At 51.7% G+C, this 25151-nt stretch carries 25 protein-coding genes; 15 read left to right on the forward strand and 10 right to left on the reverse strand.

The window, feature by feature from the left end; all coding sequences use genetic code 11:
* Nucleotides 1–100: 100 nt before the first annotated feature.
* The 3 genes from fusA to rpsL all read right to left on the reverse strand — a co-directional run bounded on the left by fusA (nt 101) and on the right by rpsL (nt 3207).
* Nucleotides 101–2194, reverse strand: coding sequence for an elongation factor G (gene fusA, locus ABJV08_RS15320; protein WP_348037126.1), 2094 nt, complete (start codon nt 2192–2194; stop codon nt 101–103).
* A gap of 147 nt (nt 2195–2341) precedes the next feature.
* Nucleotides 2342–2812 (reverse strand): 30S ribosomal protein S7, encoded by a 471-nt coding sequence (gene rpsG, locus ABJV08_RS15325; protein WP_100092391.1) that lies wholly within the window; start codon nt 2810–2812, stop codon nt 2342–2344.
* 23 nt (nt 2813–2835) lie between these two features.
* The gene (gene rpsL, locus ABJV08_RS15330; RefSeq protein WP_176280091.1) at nt 2836–3207 is read right to left on the reverse strand and encodes a 30S ribosomal protein S12; all 372 of its coding nucleotides are present in this window, start codon (nt 3205–3207) and stop codon (nt 2836–2838) included.
* 258 nt (nt 3208–3465) lie between these two features.
* On the opposite strand from rpsL, the gene ABJV08_RS15335 reads away from it, so the two are divergent.
* From ABJV08_RS15335 to ABJV08_RS15350, 4 genes are read left to right on the forward strand one after another with little or no spacing between them, the layout of a single operon-like run.
* Nucleotides 3466–4392, forward strand: a complete 927-nt coding sequence (locus ABJV08_RS15335; protein WP_348037123.1) for a hypothetical protein — start codon at nt 3466–3468, stop codon at nt 4390–4392.
* Entirely contained in the window at nt 4389–4907 is a 519-nt protein-coding gene (locus ABJV08_RS15340) for a hypothetical protein (protein ID WP_348037121.1), read from the forward strand. The genes ABJV08_RS15335 and ABJV08_RS15340 overlap by 4 nt, the downstream gene beginning before the upstream one ends.
* Nucleotides 4904–5041 (forward strand): hypothetical protein, encoded by a 138-nt coding sequence (locus ABJV08_RS15345; protein WP_348037119.1) that lies wholly within the window; start codon nt 4904–4906, stop codon nt 5039–5041. The genes ABJV08_RS15340 and ABJV08_RS15345 overlap by 4 nt, the downstream gene beginning before the upstream one ends.
* Nucleotides 5042–5097: 56 nt before the next feature.
* Complete coding sequence (locus ABJV08_RS15350) at nt 5098–5766, forward strand: hypothetical protein (RefSeq protein WP_348037117.1); 669 nt, start codon at nt 5098–5100, stop codon at nt 5764–5766.
* 157 nt (nt 5767–5923) lie between these two features.
* Here ABJV08_RS15350 and ABJV08_RS15355 read toward each other — a convergent pair whose 3' ends face one another.
* From ABJV08_RS15355 to ABJV08_RS15375, 5 genes are all read right to left on the reverse strand, one after another.
* Nucleotides 5924–6295, reverse strand: coding sequence for a DUF1304 domain-containing protein (locus ABJV08_RS15355; RefSeq protein ID WP_348037115.1), 372 nt, complete (start codon nt 6293–6295; stop codon nt 5924–5926).
* Nucleotides 6292–6582: an addiction module antidote protein gene (locus tag ABJV08_RS15360; protein WP_348037113.1), complete on the reverse strand. Its 291-nt coding sequence runs from the start codon at nt 6580–6582 to the stop codon at nt 6292–6294. Before ABJV08_RS15360 ends, ABJV08_RS15355 begins: the two co-directional genes overlap by 4 nt.
* 7 nt (nt 6583–6589) lie before the next feature.
* The gene (locus ABJV08_RS15365; RefSeq protein WP_348037111.1) at nt 6590–6877 is read right to left on the reverse strand and encodes a type II toxin-antitoxin system RelE/ParE family toxin; all 288 of its coding nucleotides are present in this window, start codon (nt 6875–6877) and stop codon (nt 6590–6592) included.
* Between the two features lie 141 nt (nt 6878–7018).
* The gene (locus tag ABJV08_RS15370; protein WP_348037109.1) at nt 7019–7648 is read right to left on the reverse strand and encodes a hemolysin III family protein; all 630 of its coding nucleotides are present in this window, start codon (nt 7646–7648) and stop codon (nt 7019–7021) included.
* An 80-nt stretch (nt 7649–7728) separates the two neighbouring features.
* Nucleotides 7729–8100 (reverse strand): tRNA-binding protein, encoded by a 372-nt coding sequence (locus ABJV08_RS15375; RefSeq protein ID WP_348037107.1) that lies wholly within the window; start codon nt 8098–8100, stop codon nt 7729–7731.
* Between the two features lie 302 nt (nt 8101–8402).
* On the opposite strand from ABJV08_RS15375, the gene ABJV08_RS15380 reads away from it, so the two are divergent.
* Together ABJV08_RS15380 and ABJV08_RS15385 are read left to right on the forward strand one after the other, a co-directional pair.
* Nucleotides 8403–9905 carry a winged helix-turn-helix domain-containing protein gene (locus ABJV08_RS15380; RefSeq protein ID WP_348037105.1) on the forward strand — a complete coding sequence of 501 codons (1503 nt, stop codon included), beginning with the start codon at nt 8403–8405 and terminating at the stop codon, nt 9903–9905.
* A gap of 139 nt (nt 9906–10044) precedes the next feature.
* Nucleotides 10045–11529, forward strand: coding sequence for an MFS transporter (locus tag ABJV08_RS15385; RefSeq protein WP_348037103.1), 1485 nt, complete (start codon nt 10045–10047; stop codon nt 11527–11529).
* Between the two features lie 9 nt (nt 11530–11538).
* Here the strand turns inward: ABJV08_RS15385 and ABJV08_RS15390 are convergent, their stop codons facing one another.
* On the reverse strand, nt 11539–12717 hold the full coding sequence (locus ABJV08_RS15390) for a DUF2235 domain-containing protein (protein ID WP_348037101.1): 1179 nt from the start codon (nt 12715–12717) through the stop codon (nt 11539–11541).
* A gap of 222 nt (nt 12718–12939) precedes the next feature.
* Between ABJV08_RS15390 and ABJV08_RS15395 the strand changes: the two genes are divergently transcribed.
* The 8 genes from ABJV08_RS15395 (at nt 12940) to ABJV08_RS15430 (ending at nt 22523) form a co-directional block, all read left to right on the forward strand.
* Nucleotides 12940–14103 (forward strand): Rieske 2Fe-2S domain-containing protein, encoded by a 1164-nt coding sequence (locus tag ABJV08_RS15395; RefSeq protein ID WP_348037099.1) that lies wholly within the window; start codon nt 12940–12942, stop codon nt 14101–14103.
* A gap of 149 nt (nt 14104–14252) precedes the next feature.
* Nucleotides 14253–14996 (forward strand): hypothetical protein, encoded by a 744-nt coding sequence (locus tag ABJV08_RS15400; RefSeq protein WP_348037097.1) that lies wholly within the window; start codon nt 14253–14255, stop codon nt 14994–14996.
* Between the two features lie 44 nt (nt 14997–15040).
* Nucleotides 15041–16018, forward strand: coding sequence for an MBL fold metallo-hydrolase (locus ABJV08_RS15405; protein ID WP_348037095.1), 978 nt, complete (start codon nt 15041–15043; stop codon nt 16016–16018).
* 92 nt (nt 16019–16110) lie between these two features.
* Nucleotides 16111–16245 (forward strand): hypothetical protein, encoded by a 135-nt coding sequence (locus ABJV08_RS15410; protein WP_348037093.1) that lies wholly within the window; start codon nt 16111–16113, stop codon nt 16243–16245.
* On the forward strand, nt 16235–17779 hold the full coding sequence (locus ABJV08_RS15415; RefSeq protein ID WP_348037091.1) for an alanine/glycine:cation symporter family protein: 1545 nt from the start codon (nt 16235–16237) through the stop codon (nt 17777–17779). Before ABJV08_RS15410 ends, ABJV08_RS15415 begins: the two co-directional genes overlap by 11 nt.
* A complete protein-coding gene (locus ABJV08_RS15420) occupies nt 17776–18849 on the forward strand; it encodes a putative sulfate exporter family transporter (RefSeq protein WP_348037089.1) in 1074 nt (357 codons plus the stop codon). The genes ABJV08_RS15415 and ABJV08_RS15420 overlap by 4 nt, the downstream gene beginning before the upstream one ends.
* A 248-nt stretch (nt 18850–19097) precedes the next feature.
* Nucleotides 19098–20243: a hypothetical protein gene (locus tag ABJV08_RS15425; protein WP_348037087.1), complete on the forward strand. Its 1146-nt coding sequence runs from the start codon at nt 19098–19100 to the stop codon at nt 20241–20243.
* A 345-nt stretch (nt 20244–20588) separates the two neighbouring features.
* The gene (locus tag ABJV08_RS15430; protein ID WP_348037085.1) at nt 20589–22523 is read left to right on the forward strand and encodes a hypothetical protein; all 1935 of its coding nucleotides are present in this window, start codon (nt 20589–20591) and stop codon (nt 22521–22523) included.
* Nucleotides 22524–22620: 97 nt separating this feature from the next.
* Here the strand turns inward: ABJV08_RS15430 and ABJV08_RS15435 are convergent, their stop codons facing one another.
* Nucleotides 22621–23631 carry an NAD(P)-dependent alcohol dehydrogenase gene (locus ABJV08_RS15435; RefSeq protein ID WP_348037083.1) on the reverse strand — a complete coding sequence of 337 codons (1011 nt, stop codon included), beginning with the start codon at nt 23629–23631 and terminating at the stop codon, nt 22621–22623.
* Nucleotides 23632–23976: 345 nt separating this feature from the next.
* Between ABJV08_RS15435 and ABJV08_RS15440 the strand changes: the two genes are divergently transcribed.
* The gene (locus tag ABJV08_RS15440) at nt 23977–25002 is read left to right on the forward strand and encodes a DUF1838 family protein (RefSeq protein WP_348037081.1); all 1026 of its coding nucleotides are present in this window, start codon (nt 23977–23979) and stop codon (nt 25000–25002) included.
* The last annotated feature ends 149 nt before the right edge of the window (nt 25003–25151 follow it).

Genomic DNA, 25151 nt, shown 5'->3' on the forward strand with positions numbered 1-25151 from the left:
GAGACTCTCTAATTCTGTCAACACCCTTTTGTTGGTCTGGCGGTTTTCCTGCCAGCGCCGCACAAAAGGAAAGCGCGTTACCTCAAATAAGGAGTGGCGATTAAGCCATTTTCTCCTTGATCTCTTCAGCCACGTTGTTCGGCACCTCTTCATAGTGAGAGAATTGCATCGAATATTGCGCACGTCCCTGACTGAAGGAACGCAATTCGTTCACATAACCGAACATATTGGCCAGCGGCACCATGGCATCGACGGCCTGTGCGATACCGCGTGTATCGGTACCCTGAATCTGACCACGACGAGAGTTAAGATCGCCGATCACATCACCAAGATAATCTTCCGGCGTAATCACTTCAACTTTCATGATCGGTTCAAGCAACTTGATGCCGGATTTCTGAGCCGCTTCGCGCATTGCTGCACGGGCTGCGATTTCAAATGCCAGTGCCGAAGAGTCAACGTCATGATAGGCGCCATCATAGACACGGATGTGGAAGTCGATGATCGGGAAGCCTATCAACGAACCAGTATCAGCCGTCTCGCGCATACCTTTTTCAACAGACGGGATATATTCTTTTGGAATATTACCACCCTTGATTTCGTCTTCAAAGGTAATGCCTGCACCGCGCTCACCTGGCGTGACTTCGAACTTGATACGCGCGAACTGACCAGAACCACCGGACTGTTTCTTATGCGTGTAATCAATTTCAACAGCTTTGCCGAGCGACTCACGATAGGCAACCTGTGGTGCACCAACATTGGCTTCCACCTTAAATTCGCGCTTCATCCGATCCACAAGAATGTCGAGGTGAAGCTCGCCCATGCCCTTGATGATCGTCTGACCGGATTCGTGGTCGGTCGTCACCCGGAATGATGGATCTTCAGCAGCCAAACGGTTCAAGGCAACGCCCATCTTCTCTTGGTCAGCCTTGGTTTTTGGCTCCACGCTCAACTCGATAACCGGATCCGGGAATTCCATACGCTCCAGAATGATCGGCTTGTCAGCGTCACAAAGCGTATCGCCCGTGGTCGTGGTTTTCATACCAGCCAAAGCAACAATGTCGCCGGCATATGCTTCATCAATGTCTTTACGATCATTGGAGTGCATTTCCAATATACGGCCGACTTTTTCTTTCTTGTCCTTAACCGAGTTCAGCAACGTGCCTTTTTCCAGCTTACCGGAATAGATACGGCAGAAGGTCAGCGTGCCTACGAATGGATCGTTCATCACTTTAAACGCAAGAGCGGAAAATGGCTCATCATCGCTGGATGGACGCTCGTCTTCGGTTTCGCCGTCAAGGCCAACGCCTTTAATCGCGTCAACGTCGAGCGGGCTAGGCATGTAATCCACAACCGCGTCGAGCAGAGGCTGAACGCCTTTGTTCTTAAACGCGGAACCGCAAAGCACAGGAACGAAACTCTGGTTCAATGTGCCCTTACGGATGAGCGATTTCAGGGTCGCTGCATCAGGCTCGTTGCCTTCAAGATACTGCTCCATGATGTCATCGTCTTGCTCAACAGCAAGTTCGATGAGCTTTTCGCGATATTCCGCTGCTTCGTCCGCCATATCCTCTGGAATGTCACCATAGGAATATTCAGCACCGAGATCTTCGTTCTTCCAAGTGATCGAACGCTGATTGACGAGATCAACCAGACCAACGAGGCTCGCTTCGATGCCGATTGGCAAATAAAGCACAGCAGGCGTCGCGCCGAGGCGTTCTACAATCGAATCAACGCAGAATTTGAAGTTGGCGCCGGTCCGGTCGAGCTTGTTGATGAAGCACATCCGTGGAACTTTATATTTATCAGCCTGACGCCATACGGTTTCAGACTGTGGCTCAACGCCGGCAACGCCGTCAAAACAGGCGACCGCGCCATCAAGCACACGCAGCGAACGTTCAACTTCAATGGTGAAGTCAACGTGGCCTGGCGTATCAATGATGTTAATCCGGTGCTCAGGACCCTTGCGGTCTTCTGAATTCCAGAAACAGGTGGTCGCAGCAGAGGTAATGGTAATACCACGCTCTTGCTCTTGCTCCATCCAATCCATCGTCGCCGCGCCATCATGCACCTCGCCGATCTTGTAGGACTTACCCGTATAATAAAGAATACGTTCGGTGGTCGTTGTTTTACCAGCATCAATATGGGCCATAATGCCGATATTGCGATATCGTTCGAGCGGATGGCTGCGTGCCATAGTCTTTACTCCAATATGTCGGGAACCAATTTCTGGCCGCCCTATAGTGAAATGGGCTGAACAATGCCAGCCCTGTGATGGTCTATTCGATCTATTATTTCACCGTAGCGACGATCCGGAAGATCAACGCTACGGTGTATATTCTTACTACCAGCGGTAGTGAGCGAAGGCGCGGTTGGCTTCTGCCATCTTATGCGCATCTTCACGCTTCTTCACCGCGTTGCCGCGATTGTTGGAAGCATCAAGAATTTCACCCGACAGACGCGCTGCCATTGTGGTTTCGCTGCGGCCACGAGCAGCAGAGATCATCCAGCGGATGGCCAGAGCCTGCGCACGTTCAGGACGCACTTCGACGGGAACCTGATAGGTTGCACCACCAACACGGCGGCTGCGCACTTCAATGCCCGGCTTGATATTGTTGAGCGCATCATGGAACAGTTGAAGCGGGTCTTTTTTGGCCTTGGCTTCAACGCTGTCAAATGCACCATAAACAATCCGTTCTGCGGTGGATTTCTTACCATCCATCATCAGGTTGTTCATGAATTTCGAAAGCACCAGATCCTTAAACTTAGGATCGGGCAGGATAACCCGTTTTTCGGGACGACGACGACGTGACATATCTTATAACTCCGAAACTAAACTTATTTAGGACGCTTGGCGCCATATTTCGAACGGCTCTGCTTCCGGTCCTTGACACCCTGGGTATCGAGAACACCACGGAGTACGTGATAACGCACACCGGGAAGATCGCGAACACGGCCGCCGCGGATCAGGACAACACTATGTTCCTGAAGGTTATGACCTTCACCGGGAATATAGCTGATGACCTCGCGCTGGTTGGTCAGGCGAACCTTGGCAACCTTACGCAGAGCGGAGTTTGGTTTCTTTGGAGTCGTTGTGTAGACACGGGTGCAAACGCCACGTTTCTGTGGGTTGGCTTCCATGGCCGGCACTTTGGACTTCGTCTTCTGGGCCACCCGCCCTTTACGGACGAGCTGGTTAATCGTTGGCATAAAGTCTTCACCTTATAAGTAGTTTATCCTGCAAATTGCAGGGGTTACTCTCACCGCATGATAGTACGGCAAGTGTTTTGCCTATGTAGCTTTCCCATTCAGCAGAACGCATCCCGCACGAACAAGAGCGGCGCCATTAGCGGGGATTCGGGTGGGGGTCAAGGGTTGGGAGCGGTTCAGTATTTTCGTTTGGCAATGTTTAAAAACATAGTATTGAACTAGTATATATAAAAACCCTAGTCAATGGAGGTAACATAAGTGACGCATTCCGTGGGGCTAAGACAATACAAACTTTTGATTCAGGAAAAAGATAGCAAGGTATTCGTTGATCCTAGCTCAAGCGTACTACAATTAGACTTTCCTGATTTTCTCACGGATTTCATTGCACAAAATGCAATCCAACAGAACGAAAAAGAAGTGGAGCGAAGTTGGAAGTTTAAAGAAATTCTTGCCGACCTTCCGGGCTGCTCACGAGGGTGGATTTCCTATGGTGTTTATGGTTTTGCTTCCAGATTAGAGGACGGGAAAACGGGGGAACTAAACTATGCACGCAAGCGGGATGATAATGAAGTGATCGATCTTTATTATCGCTACTGGCTTCCTGAATTTGAAAATTTTGTCCTAGTTTCGTTTCAATCGTTCAGCGGGCGATCTTGTATAACTTTGGTTCTCAGTGCGATGCAAACGCTGTTCGAAAAAAAGAACCCCCAACACAGATTGCTCTACAGTAAATTGTTACCTTCAGATGCAACAGGAAAAATCTACGAGGGTAAGCCCGTCAAAAATTTAAGGCTGGTGAGTAGAAAACCAACAACTGATCTTGCAGCTCGCTTTTTTAATAATGAAGACCAAAAGACGTCTCGTATGAGTGTTACCATTAACGCTGGAAGAGGGCGCAGTTTTGGAATACTTTCAGAAATGCTTCAAAATCTCCCGCCAGATTCAAATTCCGTGATCACCCACAATGGGATCGAATTTGATGAAGCCATAGCTGGTGTTGAAATTGGCAACAAGATTCGACCAATCGGAGTTTTTGGCGCGCATAGCGATGTTGGAGTTGTCGACGTTACAGAGGAAATTGTTAAAGGCGATGATGATGGTCATCCGACCTATGAATCGATCAACAAGACGGCTGATGATATATTGAATGGCTTGTATGATAGCCTTCACGGAACCCAATCATGAAGATTGACGTCACTCCTATTATTACCGACTATCTCGGGACATTGAGGGACTCCAACACTAACAAAATTCTATTTGCTGATCTATTTTTCGTTTTTGGCTTTCCTGTAATAGCTTCAATTATCGCGGCTTGGATTAAAACAGCAATAACTCCATCCTTCTATCTCAGCCTCTTTACTCTTTTTGGGGTATTCGCAGCCGTTCTAATTGCATTACAATCCAATCTTTTACAAATTTCGGATATACCAAGAAAACAGAGTAAAGATCCTGCGGTTGATAAGCGCTTGAAGGGGCTCCACGAAAGTCGCCAAACGTTGGCAAAAGAGGTATGCTACGCAATCAGTTATTTGGAACTTTTTTTCGTATTCTCGATCATATATCTGATCATTCCGATTGCTTTGAACAGTGACCTTTTTCTTTTCAAATGGACCTCCATATTTCTTCTGTTTCACGCACTAATGAACATCCTGATTATTCTACGGAGATTTCACGCTCTGTTTCGCAATCAGTTCGAATGACAGAGGCAATAATCCCCGATCACCCACTAACCGACAACCGCACACCCATTGCCCGCAGCACATTCAGCAAAGTCTCCAGCGTCATATTGCCGCACCTTGTAAAGCGCCTGCCGCTTGATCTTGCTTCCAATTAGCCCGGAATGAATATTGAATTTTGCACGAAAGATTTTTTTGGGATATGCAGGCGAACATGAACGATCTTCCTAAGCCCAAGAACTATGCTAAATACTTCGTGTTTCCGGTTCTAGTTGTTGTCATTGGTGCTCTATTGACAAATTGCTGGGATCGAAACGAATTCGATCGAAGAGAAGTCATTGCCGAAAAAACTAGAGCCGAGAATAGGGCTAGAACTCTGGACGATCAACAAAAAGCCAAAATCGAGAAGCTATTTGCGGAATATCTCAAACTGCCGTCCAACAATGCGAAAACTAGAAACTTCATCGACTCAGGAACTGGAGCCACAAAGGAAAATGTAAAAGAAATCGTTCGCCACTTTGCGATGGTAATTAGATACACCAAGAACAAGCATGTTAATCGAACACATTTGGCGGATTTTTATGGCGGTCCACTACTGCATTGGGGACAAAGATTCCAAAAAATAGGCCATGACAAATCCGCTATCAGCGAACAGTTTTCATCAGATGAGAAAAAAGCCTTGAATGCGATTGGTGCGGCGATGAATTATATTTATTCAGAGAGAAGCGAGGTCGTCAGTAAAAACCAAAATGGCACAGTATCAACTGGAAGCTTTATCCAGGGAACGCCGGAAGATGCGGCGATTCCGGTAGACGTATTCTCAAGCGACTGGCTAGAATCCCCAGAAAATGAGAACACTTCTTCCGGTGATCCAAAAAAATAGGAATGATTGCTGGTCCCCTTACTAACGACTTGTTGGTGCCTCAAACCCCAATCAATCCACTCCCGGCCAGCGTGACCTGGCGTTTTTTTATCCCAACAAAGCCACCCAGATAGCGACAAAGAAAGACGCGCCACCCATCATACAAAACCGCCATCTCCTAACGCCCCCTGCCCAACCAGACCAGCAGCAGCGCAATCACCGCTGGCACGCTTTGCACCAATGCGGTGCGTGGCGATACGGTATAGGCGCCGAATAGTCCGGCCATCGCCACGAACAGCAAAAAGCATGTCGCAACGCGGCGCTGCCATATATCGTCCTTGATAAACAGCGACCAGATCAGGCCAGCGGCAAGGAAGCTGTTATAGAGCCCCTGATTGGCCGCCATCGCCGTGGTTGATTCAAATAAATCTGCAGGAAAGGCAGTGAAAACCGCCGGGCCTCTGGTGGTCCAGGCGAACATCTCGAACCAGGCGATATAGAGATGCAGCGCGGCGATAAGCCCGATGCATAGCGATGCTAATATTCTCATTGTGCCTCTCCCCGAACCGACAACCGCACCCCCATCGCGCGTAGCACCCCTAGTAAAGTCTCCAGCGTCATATTGCCGTTCGGACCCAACGCCTTGTAGAGCGCCTGCCGCGTGATCTTACTCTCCGCTGCCACCGAAGCCATGCCCTTGGCGCGGGCGACATCGTTCAGCGCCGTACGGATCAGCGCGGCGTCATTTTCCTCAAACGCGGCCCGCAAATAGGTCGCGATCATATCCGGGCTGTCGAGATATTCGGCAGCGTCAAATTCTGTTGTGGCGGTCGCCATCTTGCTATCAAACCTCGTTTCTCAAATTCTTCGCTTTCTCGATATCGCTCTGCTGTGTTTTCTTCGATCCGCCGCACAGCAATATGATCAACGCGCCCCCACGCTCGGCAAAATAGAGTCGATAGCCGGGGCCATAGTCTATACGCGCCTCGCGAACCCCCTCACCCACCGATTTCACATCGCCCAGATTGCCATGTTTAAAGCGGTTGATACGCAAAATGATCCGCGCCCGTGCCTCATGATCCTTCAGCTTCCTGAGCCATTTTGCGAAGGCATCGGTCTGCCGAATGTTCACGGGCGTAAACTATGGATGACAATAATTAATTTGTCAACTTTAGATGACATGCGTTGAGGGAGTTGCATGCGCTTCGGTAAAGATGCTCTTCATCCCGGATCAAGCCGGGATTGATGAGCTGGCCGGAACTGTCACAGGGCTTCAAGCCACCAAAGCCACCCAGATCGCCACAAAGAAACTCGCCCCGCCCATCATCACAAAACTATGCCAGATGGAATAACGAAAGGGTTGCGCCTTGCGGGCATAGAAAATGGTGCCGAACGAATAAAAGACTCCGCCCGCCAACATGGCCCATAAGGACAGTTGCGGTAACTGTTCCATCATTTCGGGCGCGCCGATCACGCCCATCCATCCCAGACCGAGATAAGAAGCCAGCGACCAACGCGAGTCCAGATTTTTGCCGAATATCTTGTACAACATCGCGGGGATGGCGAGCGCCCAGACTACCATCAGAAGAAAGAGACTGAACTCCGTGCCCGTCAGCACGAAAAGCGGCGTAAAAGTACCCGCAATGGTCAGATAGATCGCTGCATGGTCGATCCGGCGCAGCACCAGCCGCCGGCCATGATAAGGCGACAAATGGTAGAACATGGAAATGGTGTGTGAAAACAACACGCCGATCACATAGATACCGACCGCCGCGACCACAGCCGCGCCGTGACCAGCCGCCTGGATGAACAAAGCCACACCGGCCGCAAGAATGAAAATCAATCCAAAGGCGTGGACCAAAAAATCAGCGCGGCGTTCCTGTTTATCGGGCGTGGGGTACATCAGGTCACAATCTTAGGAAGTGGGCTTTGGAGAAGGGATGGCGGTAGAAGTAGCGATATTCCAGAATTTGGCGAGGGACATCAAAATAACCGGCTGCCGATCGGAACCTCGCTGTCCGGCTTGAACAGAACAACATCTCCGGCTGCATCCGGAAAACCCAAGGTAAGCACTTCAGACATAAATTTGCCGATCTGTCGCGGGGGAAAATTGACGACGGCGGCAACCTGCCGATCCAGCAAATCTTCGAGCGCATAATTTTCAGTGATCTGCGCCGATGATCGCTTTGTGCCGATGGTTGGGCCAAAATCTATCACCAATTTAAAGGCTGCTTTTCTGGCTTCGGGAAACGGCTGGGCTTCTATGACCCTGCCCACGCGAATATCAACATCCAAAAATTGTTCGAAGTTGATCAGATCACCAGCGGGATCCTCTGGATTGTGATTCAAATGCATCCCGTTCGCTTAGGCACCAAATCTTGGCTTCTCCAGAAGTTTTTTCCATTCAAAAGGCTTTGGGTCGGGAGCGACGCGGACAAAAATTACAGTAACAGGCTTCAACCAGGCAGCCGTCACCGTAAACATCGCGCAATTCTAAATCATTGAGAAGAGGAGTTACGAGGCCGGCGGGTCGCAAGTCCGGCCCCGTGACTCCTGCTCTATGGAGTAACACGTTTCAGGTCTTTGGTCCAATTCTGAAATTTTCCTGAAATATCGCTATCAACTTTGAAAGAGATCGCTGTATATCGCGGCCAGATATGAACAGCGCTCAAAAACCGTCAAAACGCATCAAGCTGGGCGGTCTAACACTTCTGCCGAACCGCGAACTCTTACGCGGCAACCAGCCGATTGCCATAGGCCGCAAAGCCATTGGGATCTTGTCGGCTCTTGCTCAAGCGGATGGTCAAGTTGTGACCAAAGCAGAACTGATGGACGCCATCTGGCTGGGAACGGTCGTTGAAGAAAATGCGCTTCAGGCTCAGATGACAGCATTGCGCAAGGCCATGGGCGATGACGGCAAGCTCGTGAAAACAGTGCATGGCCTCGGCTATCTTTTGAAAATCGGGTTGGCTGAAGAAACAGAGAGCCCCTTGCCACAAATTGCGGTTATGCCGTTTGCTGATCTGATCGGTGATCCCGAACAAGCCTATTTCGTCGACGGGTTGATGGAAGAGATCACTTCGGCTTTGACTCGTATTCGAACCCTATTTGTGATTTCCAGCGGATCCTCGCTGGCTTTGAGAAATCAGGATCTATCAGCAACCGCCGCTGCAGAAAAATTGGGCGTCCGCTATATTCTCGAAGGCAGCGTTCGCGCTGCCGCGAATAACGTCCGTATAAATGTGAAATTGATCGACACCAACAGCGGGGGCCAAATCTGGGCGGACAGCTTCGACGGTTCGATGGAAGATATATTCTCTTTGCAAGAACAAGTGGCGATGGGCGTTGCAGGCGTGGCGGAATTTTCAATCCAGAAAAGCGAAACCCAGCTGATTGTCAACCGCCCAACATCGGACCTGCAAAGCTATCACCTCTATTTACGCGCGATGGTGCCGTTCCGCACATATACCCGCCAGAATATTGAGATCGCTTTGAACTTGCTCAATGAAGCCATCGAACGGGACCCGGAACATGCATTGGCGCTTAGTCTAGCCGGCACCGGTCATGGCTTGATCGCGCAATTTGGCTGGACCGATGACCCGACAAAACATTTGGCGAAGATGAAGGACCTTTTTGAACGCGCGCTCTATTTCGGTTCCGATGACGCCCAAGTCGTTGGCACAGCAGCATTGAGCTATTGGACGGTCGGCAGATATGGTGAAGCGGCCCAGCATGCGGATCGAGCGGTGGAACTGAACCCGGGATCCTCCTTTGCGCTTATTGCCCGGGGTCAGATCAGTGCCCATGCGGGCAATCTTGCAACAGCAGAAGATTCGATCATCCGCTCCATGGAACTGGATCCTTTCTCGCCGAACCGCGCATTGCAATTGGGTACGCTCGCGCAAACGCGCTTTGTGCAAGAGCGCTACGCCGAGGCCGTTCGGCTGACGCGCGAATGGACTCAGATCAACAAATCACCGATGAATGTCGCCCTTCTCGCCGCCTGCCTCAACAAAATGGATGATGGTGAAGCGGCGAAAAAGGCCCTGGACGAAATGAAGCGCCTTTCCCCGATCACCCTGCCCGCGATTGCATCCATGTTTTTTTTGAACGACGACTTGCGTAAAATTTTCTTAGATGCCGTAGCGTCGATCTCTTAACCGAACTGACAGCAGCGACTATCACATAGTGCAAAACCCCCAGCGGGCGCGGAAATTGGAATATACAAGATGGCAAAAACCGGTATCGTGTAAGAAACCACGCACAAAAATGCGGGAAAAACGGTAGAGGAATTTGAATTTGGCCGAAGCGACAGCGAGCAGCGCCTCCCATTCAGACAGACATGGAAGCCCGGAAACGGGCTATGGCACCAAAGCCTATCGCAAATATATCCTCGGGATATTGCTGACCGTCTATATTTTCAATTTCATCGACCGCACCATCATCAACATTTTGACCGAGCCCATTAAGGAGTCTTTCGGGGTTGAAGACTGGCAAATGGGACTGTTGGGTGGCCCGGCCTTTGCGATCCTCTATACATTTGTCGGCATCCCCATTGCCCGCTTCTCCGAGAAGCATCACCGCGTCTGGATCATCGCCGGGTCGATCGCTTTGTGGAGTTTGATGACGGCATTATGTGGCTTTGCAACGAGCTTCATTGCGCTGTTCATTTTCCGGATCGGGGTTAGCATTGGCGAGGCAGGCTGCTCACCACCAGCCAATTCTATCATCGCAGACTATTTTGTTCCCAAAGAGCGATCAACCGCGGTCTCGGTCTATGCTTTGGGCATCCCGCTCGGCGGCATGGTTGCCTATGTATTTGGTGGCTTTGTGGTTGGCAATCTTGACGGACCAACCGTTGCTGCGCTTCTGAATAGCTGGAACTGGACATGGGCCGTCAATGCCTTGGATTGGCAAAATATCGAAGGTTGGCGTGTTGCCTTTGTGGTCGTCGGCGTGCCGGGAATCATTGTCGCAATGATAGTGAAGATGACGATCAAAGAACCGCCGCGTGGATATACCGATCCATCCGACATGCAGAATAAGGAACAAGTGGGTTTCCGCGAGGTTCTTAAGATTCTGTCGAAAAAACCGGCCTATTGGCACGTCACCATGGGCGTCACCATCGCGTCATTCGTCAACTATGGCGTCGGTCAGTTTTTCGTGTCCTTTCTCATCCGGACCCATGACATGTCGATCTTCGACGCGTCGGTAAAAATCGCAATGGCTCTTGCCGTTATGGCCTCAATCGGCACCTATATGTCCGGCTTCCTGGCCGACAAATATGCCGAGCGGTTCCCCAAAGCATTGGCATTCATTCCCATGTTTGCCCTGCTTGGGGTCATCCCGATGCATGTGGTCGGCTATCTGGCGGAATCCTTGTGGCTGGCCGTTCCGCTCATGATGATCGGACAAATGCTGCTCTATACCTATCTCTGCCCGCTCTATGCTGTGCCGAGCGGCGTGGTCGACAGCAGGATGAGAGCAACATCAGTTGCCGTTACCTTGTTCATCGTAAATTTGCTTGGCTATGGCCTTGGTCCACCGCTGATCGGCGGTCTATCGACGATCCTGAATGCAACCTTCTTGTCTGGGATCGATCCGGCGCTGACCCTGGAAGCGTGTAAGGCATCCAATCTTGCTGCGACGGCTCAAACTGCTTGTGATTCCGCCAATGCCGACGGGCTACAATGGTCCATGATCCTCTTCAAATGCCTCTATATTTGGTCGGTTTTCCACTTTTACATGGCCAGCCGGACGATTCAGCGGGACATGGGTCGTTAAAAGCAGCCACTAAGGTTGCAGAGGAACCGAGATATAGTCAGGCGGGATGTTTTTGCTCCAATATCCGAGCGCCTCTTGGCGCTGGGTGACCGAGACATGCACTTTCGACTGCGATGGAATGAACCTTCTCTCAAACAAGGGAATCGCAATGCCAAACAAAGAAGGCCTTGAAGAATTATCAGCCTTCCTCCCGGGAAGAAACTCCAGCAACGACCAACCGATGCTCATACTATCGTGAGGGTTCGCCAGCGGATCTGGTTTGATATATTTCGAGTTTTTTCGTTTGCCGTAAACAAGGGAATTCACGCTTTGCGTCCGAAAGCGCAAGCCACATTCCTTCGAACGATCAATCATCCAAGCAAGCGGCACTTTGCACAAACCGCTTTCTGCCTCTGGATAACCACCTCCGGCATCGCCGTGGACGCCCGCAAACCAGACTTCCTCGACAATCTGCGGTTTGGCATCTGAATTGTTAAAGGGGTTGCCCCAATATTCTTGCCCTGTGGGCCAAAGCATGGGACGGAACATGGTCCGTTTTTCATCGATGGCCAAGGCATGGGCAACGCATTCGACGCTTGTATTCTTGCCAGTGAAGGCATGCGACTTAAGCCTCGGTCCATGTTTTCCGCTCTCGATGACGGACGCAACGGTATCGAAAAGCCCTAGCATTCGAATGGGCGGGCGATCGGTGCTCAGAATACGCTCGTAAAGACGAACCTCATCAAACGCCCCTTCAACCGCATTTTCGCCAATCTGCTTATACGCTTGATAGGCATAAGAAAGCAGGTTGATGTTGCGCGGTTCGATCAGGCCAATGGCGTGAATGAACCCCGCCAATACTCTGGCCGAATAGGCGCCACGGCTAAAACCGAAAATATAGATCTGGTCGCGCTGCTGATCGTCCGCGCCATCCCGTTTCCCGTTGTCGTAATTTTCGATCAGGAACCGATAGGCTTCTTTCACATTGTGATCGAAACCCCAGCCGGTCATCAGCCCCCAAATCTCTGCGGTCTTGCGCCAAAACCGGGGCCAGACACCATCCGCTCCAAATGTCCCGACACCGGGGTCGTAATAGACGAGCTGTTCATCTCCTTTTTCAAGGACACCGTATAGGCGCAAGATGTTGGTCCGGTTTGCGCTGATTTCATTGGAGGTGCCATCGAGCAATATCACAATGTTCTTTGTCATTGCAGAACCCTATATCGTATCATTTCGCATGACAAATGGTGGCTGATAAATCCGGTGTGCAATATGCGTTGCTAGTCCATGTTTATTCAGACGGAGCATTGTTGAGACGGGGGAGTATGTCCTGCCTGCCAAACCAAATATAACTACTACTGGAATTATTTGATAAATTGTGTTATATAGCTTCCGTTCTGCCTCGTGCAAATTTCCGTGAAAGCAAAATCTATGGCGACCAAAAACTTTCAGGCTGTCGACGAACAGCGCGGCTCAATGGCATTAATGTCAGAAACCGATATTATCGCGCGAATATTGGACCATATCGACAACAAAACGACAGACATGGGACATTCTGGCTGGAAAGAGCCTGCAGCAAACTATCAATCCATTGAACGGCTTGATGCAGAGCTTGCCTTGTTGCGCCGACGCTGGATTGTCTTTTGTCCTTCCGCTGCATTATCGCAATCAGGGGACTATATTGCCAGAGATACAGCGGATGTCCCGTTGGTCGTCGTCCGAGGAAATGATGGAGAGGTCCGGGCTTTTCGCAATGCGTGCCGCCATCGCGGTGTTCAGGTTGCCAGTGGTCAGGGATGCACAAGCGTATTTGTTTGCCCTTATCACGGCTGGTCTTATGGCAATGACGGGGCCCTTCGCAACGTACCGCACAAAGATGGTTTCCCCGGTTTGGAAAAGCAAAATCGGGGTCTGGTTGCGGTCGAGTGCTTGGAAAAAAACGGCTTGATCTTCGTAAAGCAAGATCCGAACTCCAAAGATCAAGCAGACCCGACCGACTTGCCTGACCTCATCCCAAAAGAATATCGCGTGATCAAGTCGGAGACGCTCGAAATTGCGGCCAATTGGAAGCTTCATCTGGAGAGCTCTTTAGAAGGCTATCACATCCGTTCCACGCATCAGACAACATTCTTCCCGGTTCAATATGACAATCTAACGGTGAATGAAACCTTCGGTCAGAACAGCCGTATTGCATTTCCCTATCAGGCCATTGAAGGATTGCGTGACAAGCCCAAATCAACTTGGTCAACCAATGGACGCCTGACTTTTGTCTACCACCTTTTCCCCAATGTCGTTGTTTCGACTTTCCCTGATTGTATGCAAATCGTTGTGCTAGAACCGCTCGGGCTTGCATTGACGCGCCAACATATGTTCCTGTTGACCGATTGTGCGGAAGACGGAGCCGCCTTGAATGCGGTTCTGGAAGGCCAGGAATTTGCCAAAGTGGGCGCGATTGAAGACCGCGAAGTGGTCCTTTCCGCCCAACGGGGCTTGAAAAGCAAAGCCAATGACTATTTGGAATTCGGCTTATATGAAAGCGCCATAGAGCAATTTCATGGAGCTCTGACAGAAGAGTTAAAAGGCATAACCACATAACGCGAGGGGCTAGAAAATGGCAGATGATGGCACAGCATAACCATTCCAAGTCACAGGACTGTCCTCCCCAAATTTCCGCTCTTACAAAAAACCGTCCTTCGGCAAAGCGTCTCATTTTATCCGTGCTAAGTCAGCCAAACTTGTCTGAGATGCCGGTTGGGCAATTGATCCGTTGGGGCAGTTTGTTCGATCATGCCCCGGCGACAATCAGGGTCACGGCCGGACGATTGATGAAGCAAGGTCTGCTCGAAAGCACGGATCGCGGAATCTATAGAATTGGTCAGGTCGGCAAAGCCCTGCAAGAGACAGCAGCCGCGTGGATATCAATATTGGATCGGATCGGTGCGTGGGATGGTCAATGGCTCTGCGTTCACACCTCCCATTTGGGGCGAACCGACAAAACGGCCGTACGCACCCGAGAGCGGGCCTTTCGATTGATGGGTTTTGAACAGCTAGTCGCTGGCCTGTGGTGCCGCCCAGCCAATTTGGTCGAACCAGCCTCCGTCAGTTTGAACCGTTTAATCGCGCTAGGATTGGAACGCGGCGCTGTCTTGCTGCACATGCAGGGCGCCGATATGTGCGCTGACGTTGACGCCCATAGATTATGGCTGCGCGAACCTAGGGAGGACCAGTATCGCAAGATGATTGGCCTCCTGGAAGCGAGCCAACAGCGTTTGGCACATCTCGACTTGGGCTCCGCAATGCAAGAATCCTTTCTGGTCGGCGAGCATGTCATTCGGCAGATCAATGCCGACCCTTTGTTGCCAGAAGAAATGATCGACACCGCCTTGCGAATGCAGATGATCTCAACAATGCAATCCTATGATGCGCATTGCCATCCACTGTGGGTTGCATTTCGTGACCATTATCAGAACAACCAAGCGAGCGATTGACGCCGGGTCAAATATCAACGATCGACAGTCGCAAGGAGATGGATATGGCAAAGAAATTCGGAATAGCACTGGTCATTGTCGTGATGCTGCTCGCAATCGGGGTCTGGCAACGTCACCGGATTCTGGTACCACTCGCTACAACCGGCGAACGGATAATGCCATCAGAAGAAGCCAGCCTGCCCGCAGACGGGAAGCCTTTTGGTGAGGAAGCCTATTTTTACATTGTGCAACTTGATGAGCGCACCTTTGCGATAGCGGAGCCCTATTCGTGGGCAAAGAACGTTAACTATTTGATCGCGGGAACGGACCGCGCCCTGTTGCTGGATGCAGGCGTGGGATTTTATGATATCCGCCCGGTCGTCAAACAGCTCACAGACCTGCCCATCACCTTCCTCCCCTCGCATTTGCATTATGATCATACAGGCCAAGGCGGTTACGAACGCGTTGCGCTTGTCGATCTGCCGCATCTCAGAGATCGAGCAAAAGAAAATATGTTTGCGCCCAATTGGGGAGAGCATCTGGGCGTCGCCGAAGGGCTGGAGCCAGCAATCTGGGAGATTGATGAATGGGTCAAGCCAGGATCGGACATCGATCTGGGGGAACGCAAGCTCACCCTGTTCTATACACCCGGTCACACAGACAATTCGATTTCCCTTTTGGATCGGGCAAGCAACATCATGTTTACCGGCGACTATATGTCCGCGGGCAATATCTCCGCATATTATCCGGGCGGAAGCATGGGCGATTATCTGCAATCTGCTCATAAACTCCTCAGAGCGACCGCTGATAGCCCAAACATAGCTCTGCGCGGCGCCCATGCCGGAGACGACGGACAATTGCCTGTAAAAGCCCGGTCGGACATTGAAACCCTCCGCGATCAACTCGTCAAAATCGAAGATGGAACGCTTGAGAGCACTGGATCCTACCCTAGAGTGTATGCGATCAAGGAAGATGTCGTGATGCAGGCGGAGCCCCGCTGGCTGCAAGACTGGTCGCCGACCTATCCTGATGACGAGAATTAGGTCGGTATCTGGCCTAACCAAAAAAATGGTGTAGCTAGGTTTGTTCTCTAGCGCGCTGACTGCTGGCTCCGGACTGCAACTCCAACGGCACAATGTTGCGCGAAGTGGAAGAAGAAGGATATATCATGGAGGGAAGTCTTGATTTGACAATCGAAGGCAACCTCTATCATTTGGATCACCAGCCCGCCGGTTTATTAAACGAAAAGCGAGAGTTTGTTGAAAAATAGTAGCAAAATATTCACGGCAGTAGCGGCACTTTTATCTGGATCGCAAGCGGCAGCGCAATCGATCGACACCCAGATTAACAATGCAGTCCAACCGCTGACAGATGCGTTAGCGAGTTTCATTTTCTATTCCGTACCACTCGCCGGTGCCGACGTTCCCTTAATCGTCATGTGGCTGATTTTCGGCGCTATATTTTTCACCGTCTATCTTGGCTTTATCAATATCCGCGGTTTCAAACATGCGATCAACATCGTGCGAGGGAAATTTCATGATCAGGAGCATGACGGCGAGATATCCCATTTCCAAGCGCTGACCGCCGCCGTTTCCGGGACCGTAGGCATTGGCAATATCGCAGGTGTTGCGATCACCGTATCTTTAGGCGGTCCGGGTGCAATCTTCTGGCTCATCGTGGCGGGCCTCGTCGGAATGACCACCAAATTTGTCGAATGTACGCTCGGCGTAAAATATCGGCAGACGAATGCCGACGGATCCGTTTCTGGCGGACCGATGTATTATTTGCGCGATGGTCTTGCACGCCGCGGCTGGCCCAGTTTTGGCAAGTTTCTGGGGACATTTTACGCGGTCAGCATTGTCATCGGTTGCCTTGGTATCGGCAATATGTTCCAATCGAACCAAGCGTTTAAGCAGATGCTCGAAGTTTCAGGCGGCGAACAAAGTATCCTGCAAGGCTATGGATGGGCGGTCGGCACGGTGATGGCAGGCGTTGTCGCGTTGATCATCATTGGTGGCATCAAGTCCATCGGTCGCGTCACGTCAAAACTGGTCCCGTTCATGGTGGCACTCTATATCGCGGGCTGTCTGGTTGTACTGGCATTGAATTTCGCCGCCTTGCCGGCGGCCGGCGTTTCCATCATTGCCGGAGCCTTCTCCATGGAAGGTGTCGCGGGCGGAGCCGTCGGCATCATGATCCTCGGCTTTCAGCGCGCAGCATTCTCAAATGAAGCAGGCATCGGTTCTGCCCCCATTGCGCATTCCGCCGTCCAGACCAATGATCCGCTGACCGAAGGTTTTGTAGCCTTGCTCGAACCGTTTATCGATACGGTGGTCATATGCACGTTGACGGGTTTGGTCCTGGTCACGACCTTTCCAACCGATGTCTTGATGGACGGCGGCGTCAGCGGCATCGAGTTGACCTCCGCAGCCTTCAACGAGAATATTGCCGGTTCTTCCATCCCTTTGTCATTCGTGGCGTTGATGTTCGCCTTTTCCACGATGCTCGCCTGGGCCTATTACGGGACCAAGGGTTGGACCTATATCTTCGGTGAAGGCCGCTCGAAGGAAATGATCTTCGCATTGATTTTCTGCGCGTTCATTATCGTCGGAGCATCGGTCCAGCTTAGTGCCATCCTCGACTTTGCCGATGCGTTGATTTTCGTCATGGCGATTCCGAACCTTCTCGGATTGTTCATCATGGCCCCTGAAATTCGACAGGACCTCAAAATATATTGGGCCAAAAGACTGGGCCGTTTGGCGGTTGATTCCGGCGCGATACAGGCGTCAGAGCGAGATGCGTGACACGCTCCCAGCATGAGTTGCCGGTCGGTGCGGACCTGTTTGGCGAGCTCCAGCTATCAGAGCCGAATAGCAAGAAAAGTCTTACCTCTTATATACCCGGCCTGATCTTCGTCGGCGTTGCCGCTCTGGCCGCGCTTTGGTTGAACGAAAATTACGGTGTACCGGCTATCCTCATGGGGCTGTTGATAGGCCTAGCGCTGAATTTTGCGAGCTCTGATAAGCGCCTTTCCGCTGGCCTGGACTTCTCGTCGCAAACATTGCTGCGCCTCGGAATTGTGATGATCGGCACGCAAATTACATTCTACCAGATCGCGGCACTTGGCTTGGTTCCATTCGCTGCGCTTATCATTATCATGCTGGCGGTTATCTTGACCGGCGTGTTCATGGCCAAGCTACTCAAGCAAAACATATTTTTTGGCCTGCTGGCTGGTGGTGCAACCGCAATTTGCGGAGCCTCCGCGGCATTGGCGATCTGGAGCATCGTTGGACAACGCCGGGTCGATCAATCGCAATTCACCATCGTCTTGCTGGGCACAACCTTGGCCAGCGCCTTTGCCATGACATTCTATCCCCTAATCGCCGGATCTTTGGGTTTCGATGATCAACAAGCAGGCTATTTGATAGGGGCATCGATCCATGATGTCGCCCAGGCCATTGGCGGCGGATATTCTTTTTCAGAACAGGCTGGTGAAGTTGCGGCGATCGTAAAATTATCGCGGGTAGCGCTGCTCGCGCCGGTTCTGATATTGATCGCCCTTAGCGTGAAATATGCAGACCGTTCAGCAAGCGATAGCGCTGTGACAAAGTTTAACTGGCGACAAGGCATTCCCTGGTTCGTCGTCGGGTTTATAATTTTGGTGGCCGCCAATACATTCTACCCCATTCCCGACCAAATCAGCCAGATCGCAGACAAATCAGCCCGTATTTTGCTGTTGTTGGCTGTGATCGCAGCGGCCGTAAAGTCCAATATGGCCGGGCTGCTCTCGCAAGGGTGGCGCTGCTTCGGACCGGTTATTGCGACCACATTGGTGTCTTTCGCGCTGGCCTTGCTGGTCGCCAGCTCCTTGTAACCAGATACGGCACTCGCTTTTAAGAGCTTCGATTGCCGCAATCGCGCGCTGCAGTTCGGGCTGTAGCGCCCGATTTCCACGCAAACATCTTGTGCCTCTCTCCCTTAAAAGCCCACAACTTTGTCCGTTAAATGGATCGCAGCGGCTGCGGCTGACGTGGTTAAGATTGTGCTTCGTTCACAGGAGTTGGGGTCTTGCAGCTGCCATTTTAAATTTGTTTTGATTGGCTACTGGGCACGAGGACGAATATGCAGCATTTCACAAAATATGTGATCTTGATCCTGTCTATCGCTTCGCTTTCTGCCAATCATCCAGCATGGGCGCAATCCGTCGACACCTATACCTCTTTGGCAACCTATAATGCTGCCCTACCGGCTACGTCTATCGTTTCACATTTGGAAGATTTTTCATCCGTCACCACCAACACATCCGCTTCGCAAACAACCGGCGATAATTGGGACGGGTTTTCGGTGGTTGCCGCGGGTACATCACCATATGGCAGCGCCGGATATTGCCCAAGTCTTGACGGGTCATTCTTTTCTACCCCGACCGCGTGCATGGACTATAATGCTTTTGCCCCCAATGTTCCGGGTTTGGTTGGGGCCTTTGCCGAAGCCATCTCGGGTGGAGGCGAATTGACTTTCACCCCCACGGGCGAAGCAATAGCCTTTGCCTTTGATTATGTTGACTGGAACGATACAGACGGCAGCCACTTGACTGAACGTTCAGCATTTCGTGTTTTTCTGAGTGACGGAACCTCCGAAGACATTGACAGTCCGCCACTTTCTCCCGATGCCCCGATTGGCTTCTTGGGCCTGATTTTGGATGATGCGGCAATATCGAGCGGCGTGTCTATAACCAGCATATTCTGGTATGGGGTTACAGACGAACTGGTTGGGCTATTCAATATCAGAACAATCGATATTGTCCGCATGCCTGTCCTAAATCTAGCAAAGACATCGGCGGTATGGGATCCTTTAAGTTCCGGAAAACTCTCACTGCCTCAGGAAGAAATATATTATACTTTGACTCTCGAAAACCATGGCAATGGAGCCACGGACCCTTCATCATTGTTCATCCTGGACGACTTGCCGCCAGACCTGGAATTCTGGAATGGTGATATTGATGCAGGTGGATCGGAAACCTTCCCAGACATAGCCCCGATCGGCTTTCAACAGCTGGTCGGCACCGGCGTTAGCTTTGATCCTGCAACAGACCTTCGATATAGCAGTGGTCCCACCAGTCCAACCGACTTTGACGACTGCACAACCATTCCGCTGGATGGTAGCTTTCGATCCGACATCCGATATATATGTATCAGGCCTCAAGGCGCGTTGACCTATGGGACATCGAGCCCAACAATAGAATTCTACTTTCGCGCACGTATCCGATGAAGGCGGCAGTCGGTCGCCATTGTCAGGCAAGCTGTATTCCTCAATCAGGAAGCTAAAAAGCCCATCAGAAATGCCGTGAATTGGACAAATCAAGTTCGGCCGATGCATTTGGTTTGGCGCGCAGGATATAATTCTGCACAGCATCACTCTGATTCCGACCAGCAGAATGGTAAAGCACCGGTGCGGGCGTCAATCACCGAGCTGTTGCAAACAAAGCGTCCAGTTTTCCGCTGCGATCACTGCGCCGCCCACTTAATAGTTGCGCCAAAATTCCGTAATTGTTTCTGATCACATCAGCGGAAACAATGATAATTGAAACGCACGTGTAGACAGAGGCAGCGACCAATGATCCAGTTGGTTCTTGCGTTGGTAATCTTCGGATTGTCAGCGATGTCGGTGCTTGCGAATTTGCGTACCCCCTCTCCGCCGGGCTGGTATGATCCCGACGGCGTCGCAACCGGGCAAGATTGGCATTATCGCGTACCGGTCAACCTGCCAGCCACCTCAAGCGTGAACAGCACCGCCAAGGTCAATGTCAACTTCACAGCGTTAATGACGGATCTGGGCATCACCGGCAGTTTCGATATCAACTCAATCCGTGTCGTTCGTCCGAACGGGTCTCTTGCGACGACACAGGAATATACCGACAGGATTTTCAATGATGCCACCGATGCCGTTGCGAACAATCGCGGCGAGATAAAATGGATTGTGCAGGATAGCGGTGCGCAAACATATTATATCTACTTCGATATAACGCAAAACGGCACGAAATCGGCAAACCCGCAAACGCCGATCAATGCCAATTTTGAACGCTCAAGCACGGGACAGGAAGACCCGACCGGATGGAACGGAACACGGACCATAGCCACGTTTGACGCCCAGGTGCGACCGAATGAAAATGTGAGCGTTGCCGATGCCACCACTGTCACCACCGATGGCAGCGCCAATACCGGCGATTTCTCCTATCTAATCGGAGCACGTACCAACACGGACGACAGCGGCACGGACATCGTTGTCTTAACCCGGACGATAACGGTACCCGCAACCAACCCGGGCAATTTGACGGTACGCTGGAAACCGCAGGGCTGGGACAGCGCCGACAATGGGGTTACCGAATGGGATTTTCTGCGGATCGAGATTGTTGGCGGCACGACCACTGAAATTGTCGGACCAACCGCAGGAAATTACACAACACGGCCCTTCAGCCCCAATTTTGGTACAAACTTCGCGTGGGACACCCAATCCGGCTTCGGCAATTATAATGGCTGGGACATGACTACGACGGGAGTGCACACGGGGTCCCCTCCCATGACCCTTGCCTACGGATCGGAACCCTGGTGGACCCATAGCCAGTCTCTGGCAGCATATGCAGGCCAAACCATCACCCTCCGCTATTCGACCAGCCATGCCTCCGAATATCGCACCTGGTTCTTGATCGATGACCTGGAATGGTCGATCGTCGAAGCCACGCTGGGATCGCCAGAGGCTTTTGGGGTGGCGACCACAATTCCCGCCAATGCCAGCACTCTGGCCCCGGGACAGGCATTGACCATTGCTGCACAGGTCGATGCCAATCCGACCGCGCCAGCCAATCCGGTGACCGCAGATATATATGACGATAGCGGAGCATTGGTGGCCTCCAGCATCATCCTCTACAATGACGCCACGCATGGCGATGCTGTGGCGGGTGATGCAATCTGGACCAACGACAACAGCGTCCCTGCCCAGCCGACTTACACCATCCCGCTGAGTACCGGAAACACGACCGGCTGGATGGTGCGTGTTTTTGCCAAGGATGCCAGTTCCAGCTCCCTTGGTGCGCAGGACGGCCTGGCCCATCGCAACGGGCTGCCGACGGCGGAAGACGAAGCAAATTTCTGGAATATCGACGAGATTTTATTTGATGTGGCCAGAGCGAATATATCCGCGACCAAGATAAGCACAGTGCTCAGCGATCCGGTCAGCGGAACCACGCGCCCCAAAGCCATTCCCGGAGCATTGCTGCAATATTGCATTTTGACCAGCAACGCAGGCAACGCGACAGCGACATCATTGGTAGCAACCGACATTATTCCCGACAATATGAGCTATGTAGCCGGATCGATGCGCAGCGGCACCAACTGCGGTTCGGCTATGACGGTTGAGGATGACGACTCCATTGGAACGGACGAGAACGACCCGCATGGTGCCTCGATCAGTGGGACCAATCTGTTCGCGACGACGACATCGCTCACAACGTCGAGTGCTTATGCTTTGACGTTCCAGGTTACGATCGACTGACCATCAATGATGTCGCTAGGTGTATCCAGATTAATTTTGTAAGTGATGCAGACCCTGGCGCGGTGAAACCCCATGCCGCAACCACCGGCGATCCCCTTCATTGATCCAGCACGATACGGTAGCGCGCCATCCCGCTCTCAAGATGGGCCAAGGCCTCATTAATTTTTGCAAAAGGAAAATGCTCGGTAACCGGTTTGATGTCATGGCGCGCGCAGAATTCGAGCATGTCGGCAATGCGCTGCGGACTGCCGACCAGCGAGGATGAAAGCGACAATTGCGCAAACATCAGCGGCATCAGGTGGAGTTCCGCCGGCACGGCTTGAACACCCAGAAAATGCAACCTGCCTTTCGGCTTCAGCATCGCAATGATGACATTCCAATCCAGTGCGACATCGATGGTACTCAAAATAATATCAAACGTGCCGGCGGCGGCGGCCAAAGCTTCTGGGCTACGGGAATTGATGACGTCATGGGCACCGAAAGCCTTGGCTTCGTCATTTTTTGAATGGCTAGAGGTCAAGGCCGTGACGTGACATCCCCAGGCTTTGCCCAGTTGCAGAGCCAGATGACCCAAGCCGCCAATGCCCAGAACGGCAATGCGCGCAGTCGGCTTTATGTCATATTCGACAAATGGATTGAAGACCGTGATGCCCGCGCAAAATAACGGTCCGGCATCTTTGGGGTCCAGGTCTTCTGGCAATTTCACAACACTGACACCCGTTGCGCGGACGATATCGGCAAAGGCGCCATGCCGACCGGCCGAAACCGTAGATTGGACGGTTTCGCATAGATTATGATCACCATCGAGACACTGGCGACAGGTCATGCAATAATGCGAGTGACCGCCCAGCCCGACCCGGTCGCCAATTTGGACATGCACCACTTCCGATCCTGCGCCAATGACGGTGCCGATGGCTTCATGTCCGCCAACAAAGGGAAATTCGGTTATACCCCAGGCATTGTCGCGCAAGCTAAGGTCGGTGTGGCAAAGGCCGCAATGCTCAACCTGGATATCAATATCATCGGACCCCAAGGGCCCCAATTCATATTCCAACGGCTCCAAGGAGCTTCCGGCTTGCTTCGCAGCAAAAGCGTTTACGGTGCGCATATCGATGGATCTCCTCTGCTCGCTTGGCCAGAAAACGGCCTCTGCTCGGAAACTGGCATATCGGGAAGAGCAAAAACACTGTCATATCAGTTGAGGACCGAAGGCGCAGGAGAGCCGAGGCCTCGTGCGAAAAATTGACCTCAATTCAGCGCTCTATCTTACCCCTCCCGATTGCCAGAGCGGCCCCTTTGTCCGGTGAGCGGACAACTATTCTCTTCACTGCCAAGGCCCGTGCGATTTGAGTCCATAGTCTTTTCGCAAATCTGAATGGTTGTCGTCCATTCAAAAAACACAAACACCCAACGCTTGGCGCTCGCTTAAGCTCAAAAGGTCTGGAGACGGAATATGCAATCAACGCTTATCAATGATCTTATGTTGACCCGCCGACGCGCGCTTACAGGCTTGGGAATGTTGACGACTTCGGCTACCGCAATCGGCGGAAGCGCTTTGGCGGCCAAACCGACGCTATCCGCAAAGACGCGAACCGGGCCACTAACACTCGACTATCAAGATCCCCAAGACAATCTCTATGCCTTTGGCAAGATCTGGGCCGGTTTTGCTGAACCGGTTTATGGCGCTTACCACGGGATTATGTATGCGCGTATTCCGGGCAAACGCCATATGCCATTATTCGGCTATGTGGGGACCGGCGTGCTGCAGGCCAAATTTAACGAAGATGGGAACCTTCATCTGCGCGGCAAAGAAACCGGTTTTTTTACCGACCTCGCTTTTACCAAAGTGCTGGATGCGTGGCAGAACCCCTTTACGGGTGAAACCGTTAAGCCGTTTGATTTCTTCAATACGATTGGCGGCATCCTAACTTCGGAAATGCCGCGCTATGATTTCGGCACCAAAGACGATGAGCCGACTTTGATGAACGAGGGCTCGCACATCGAAAAAGATGGCACGATACCGTTTATCTTGCCCTTCGAATTCTACGGCGATGATGCCCTCTTGGCGTGGGACTATGCGCATGCTTACACCAACCCTGTGACGCCTGAAAAATGGCCGAAGGCCTCTACAGGGGGCAAGATTTCTCCCTCTGAGCATTTCACTTTTCGTGTTTCCAAAGCGGAACTTGAAAATCGTGATATTCCATCGGCTCGATCTATGACCGGCTTTTCGCGGGTTTCCGAATGGTGGCCATGGATGATGATGGGCGGCAATGAATATCAGAACGGCACACTTTATGGCCGGATGTTCAGCCATAAGGGGTTGAGTGGCTATCAGGATATCCCTCCCTATCTGCTCGCGCATATTGAAAAGCATCATCCAGATTCACTGCAAGTGCCCGACCAGTGGCTGAACAAACGCCCGATGGGCACGTGGGAAAAATACGCCGCCAGCGTCCCGCCGGAAGTTTCTACTTAGCGACTATTTTACCCTGTCCGGGAATCATCCTCCATAGATTGGCCGCAGGAACGCTAGCACCCGATGGGCAAAGGTTGGCTCTGAGCCATGATGGGCGCCCAAATCGAGAATATTCGATAGAAGATATCGAATTGGGAATTTTCCTGATT

This window comes from Parasphingorhabdus sp., from assembly GCF_039982395.1.
In the GTDB taxonomy this organism is placed as follows: domain Bacteria; phylum Pseudomonadota; class Alphaproteobacteria; order Sphingomonadales; family Sphingomonadaceae; genus Parasphingorhabdus.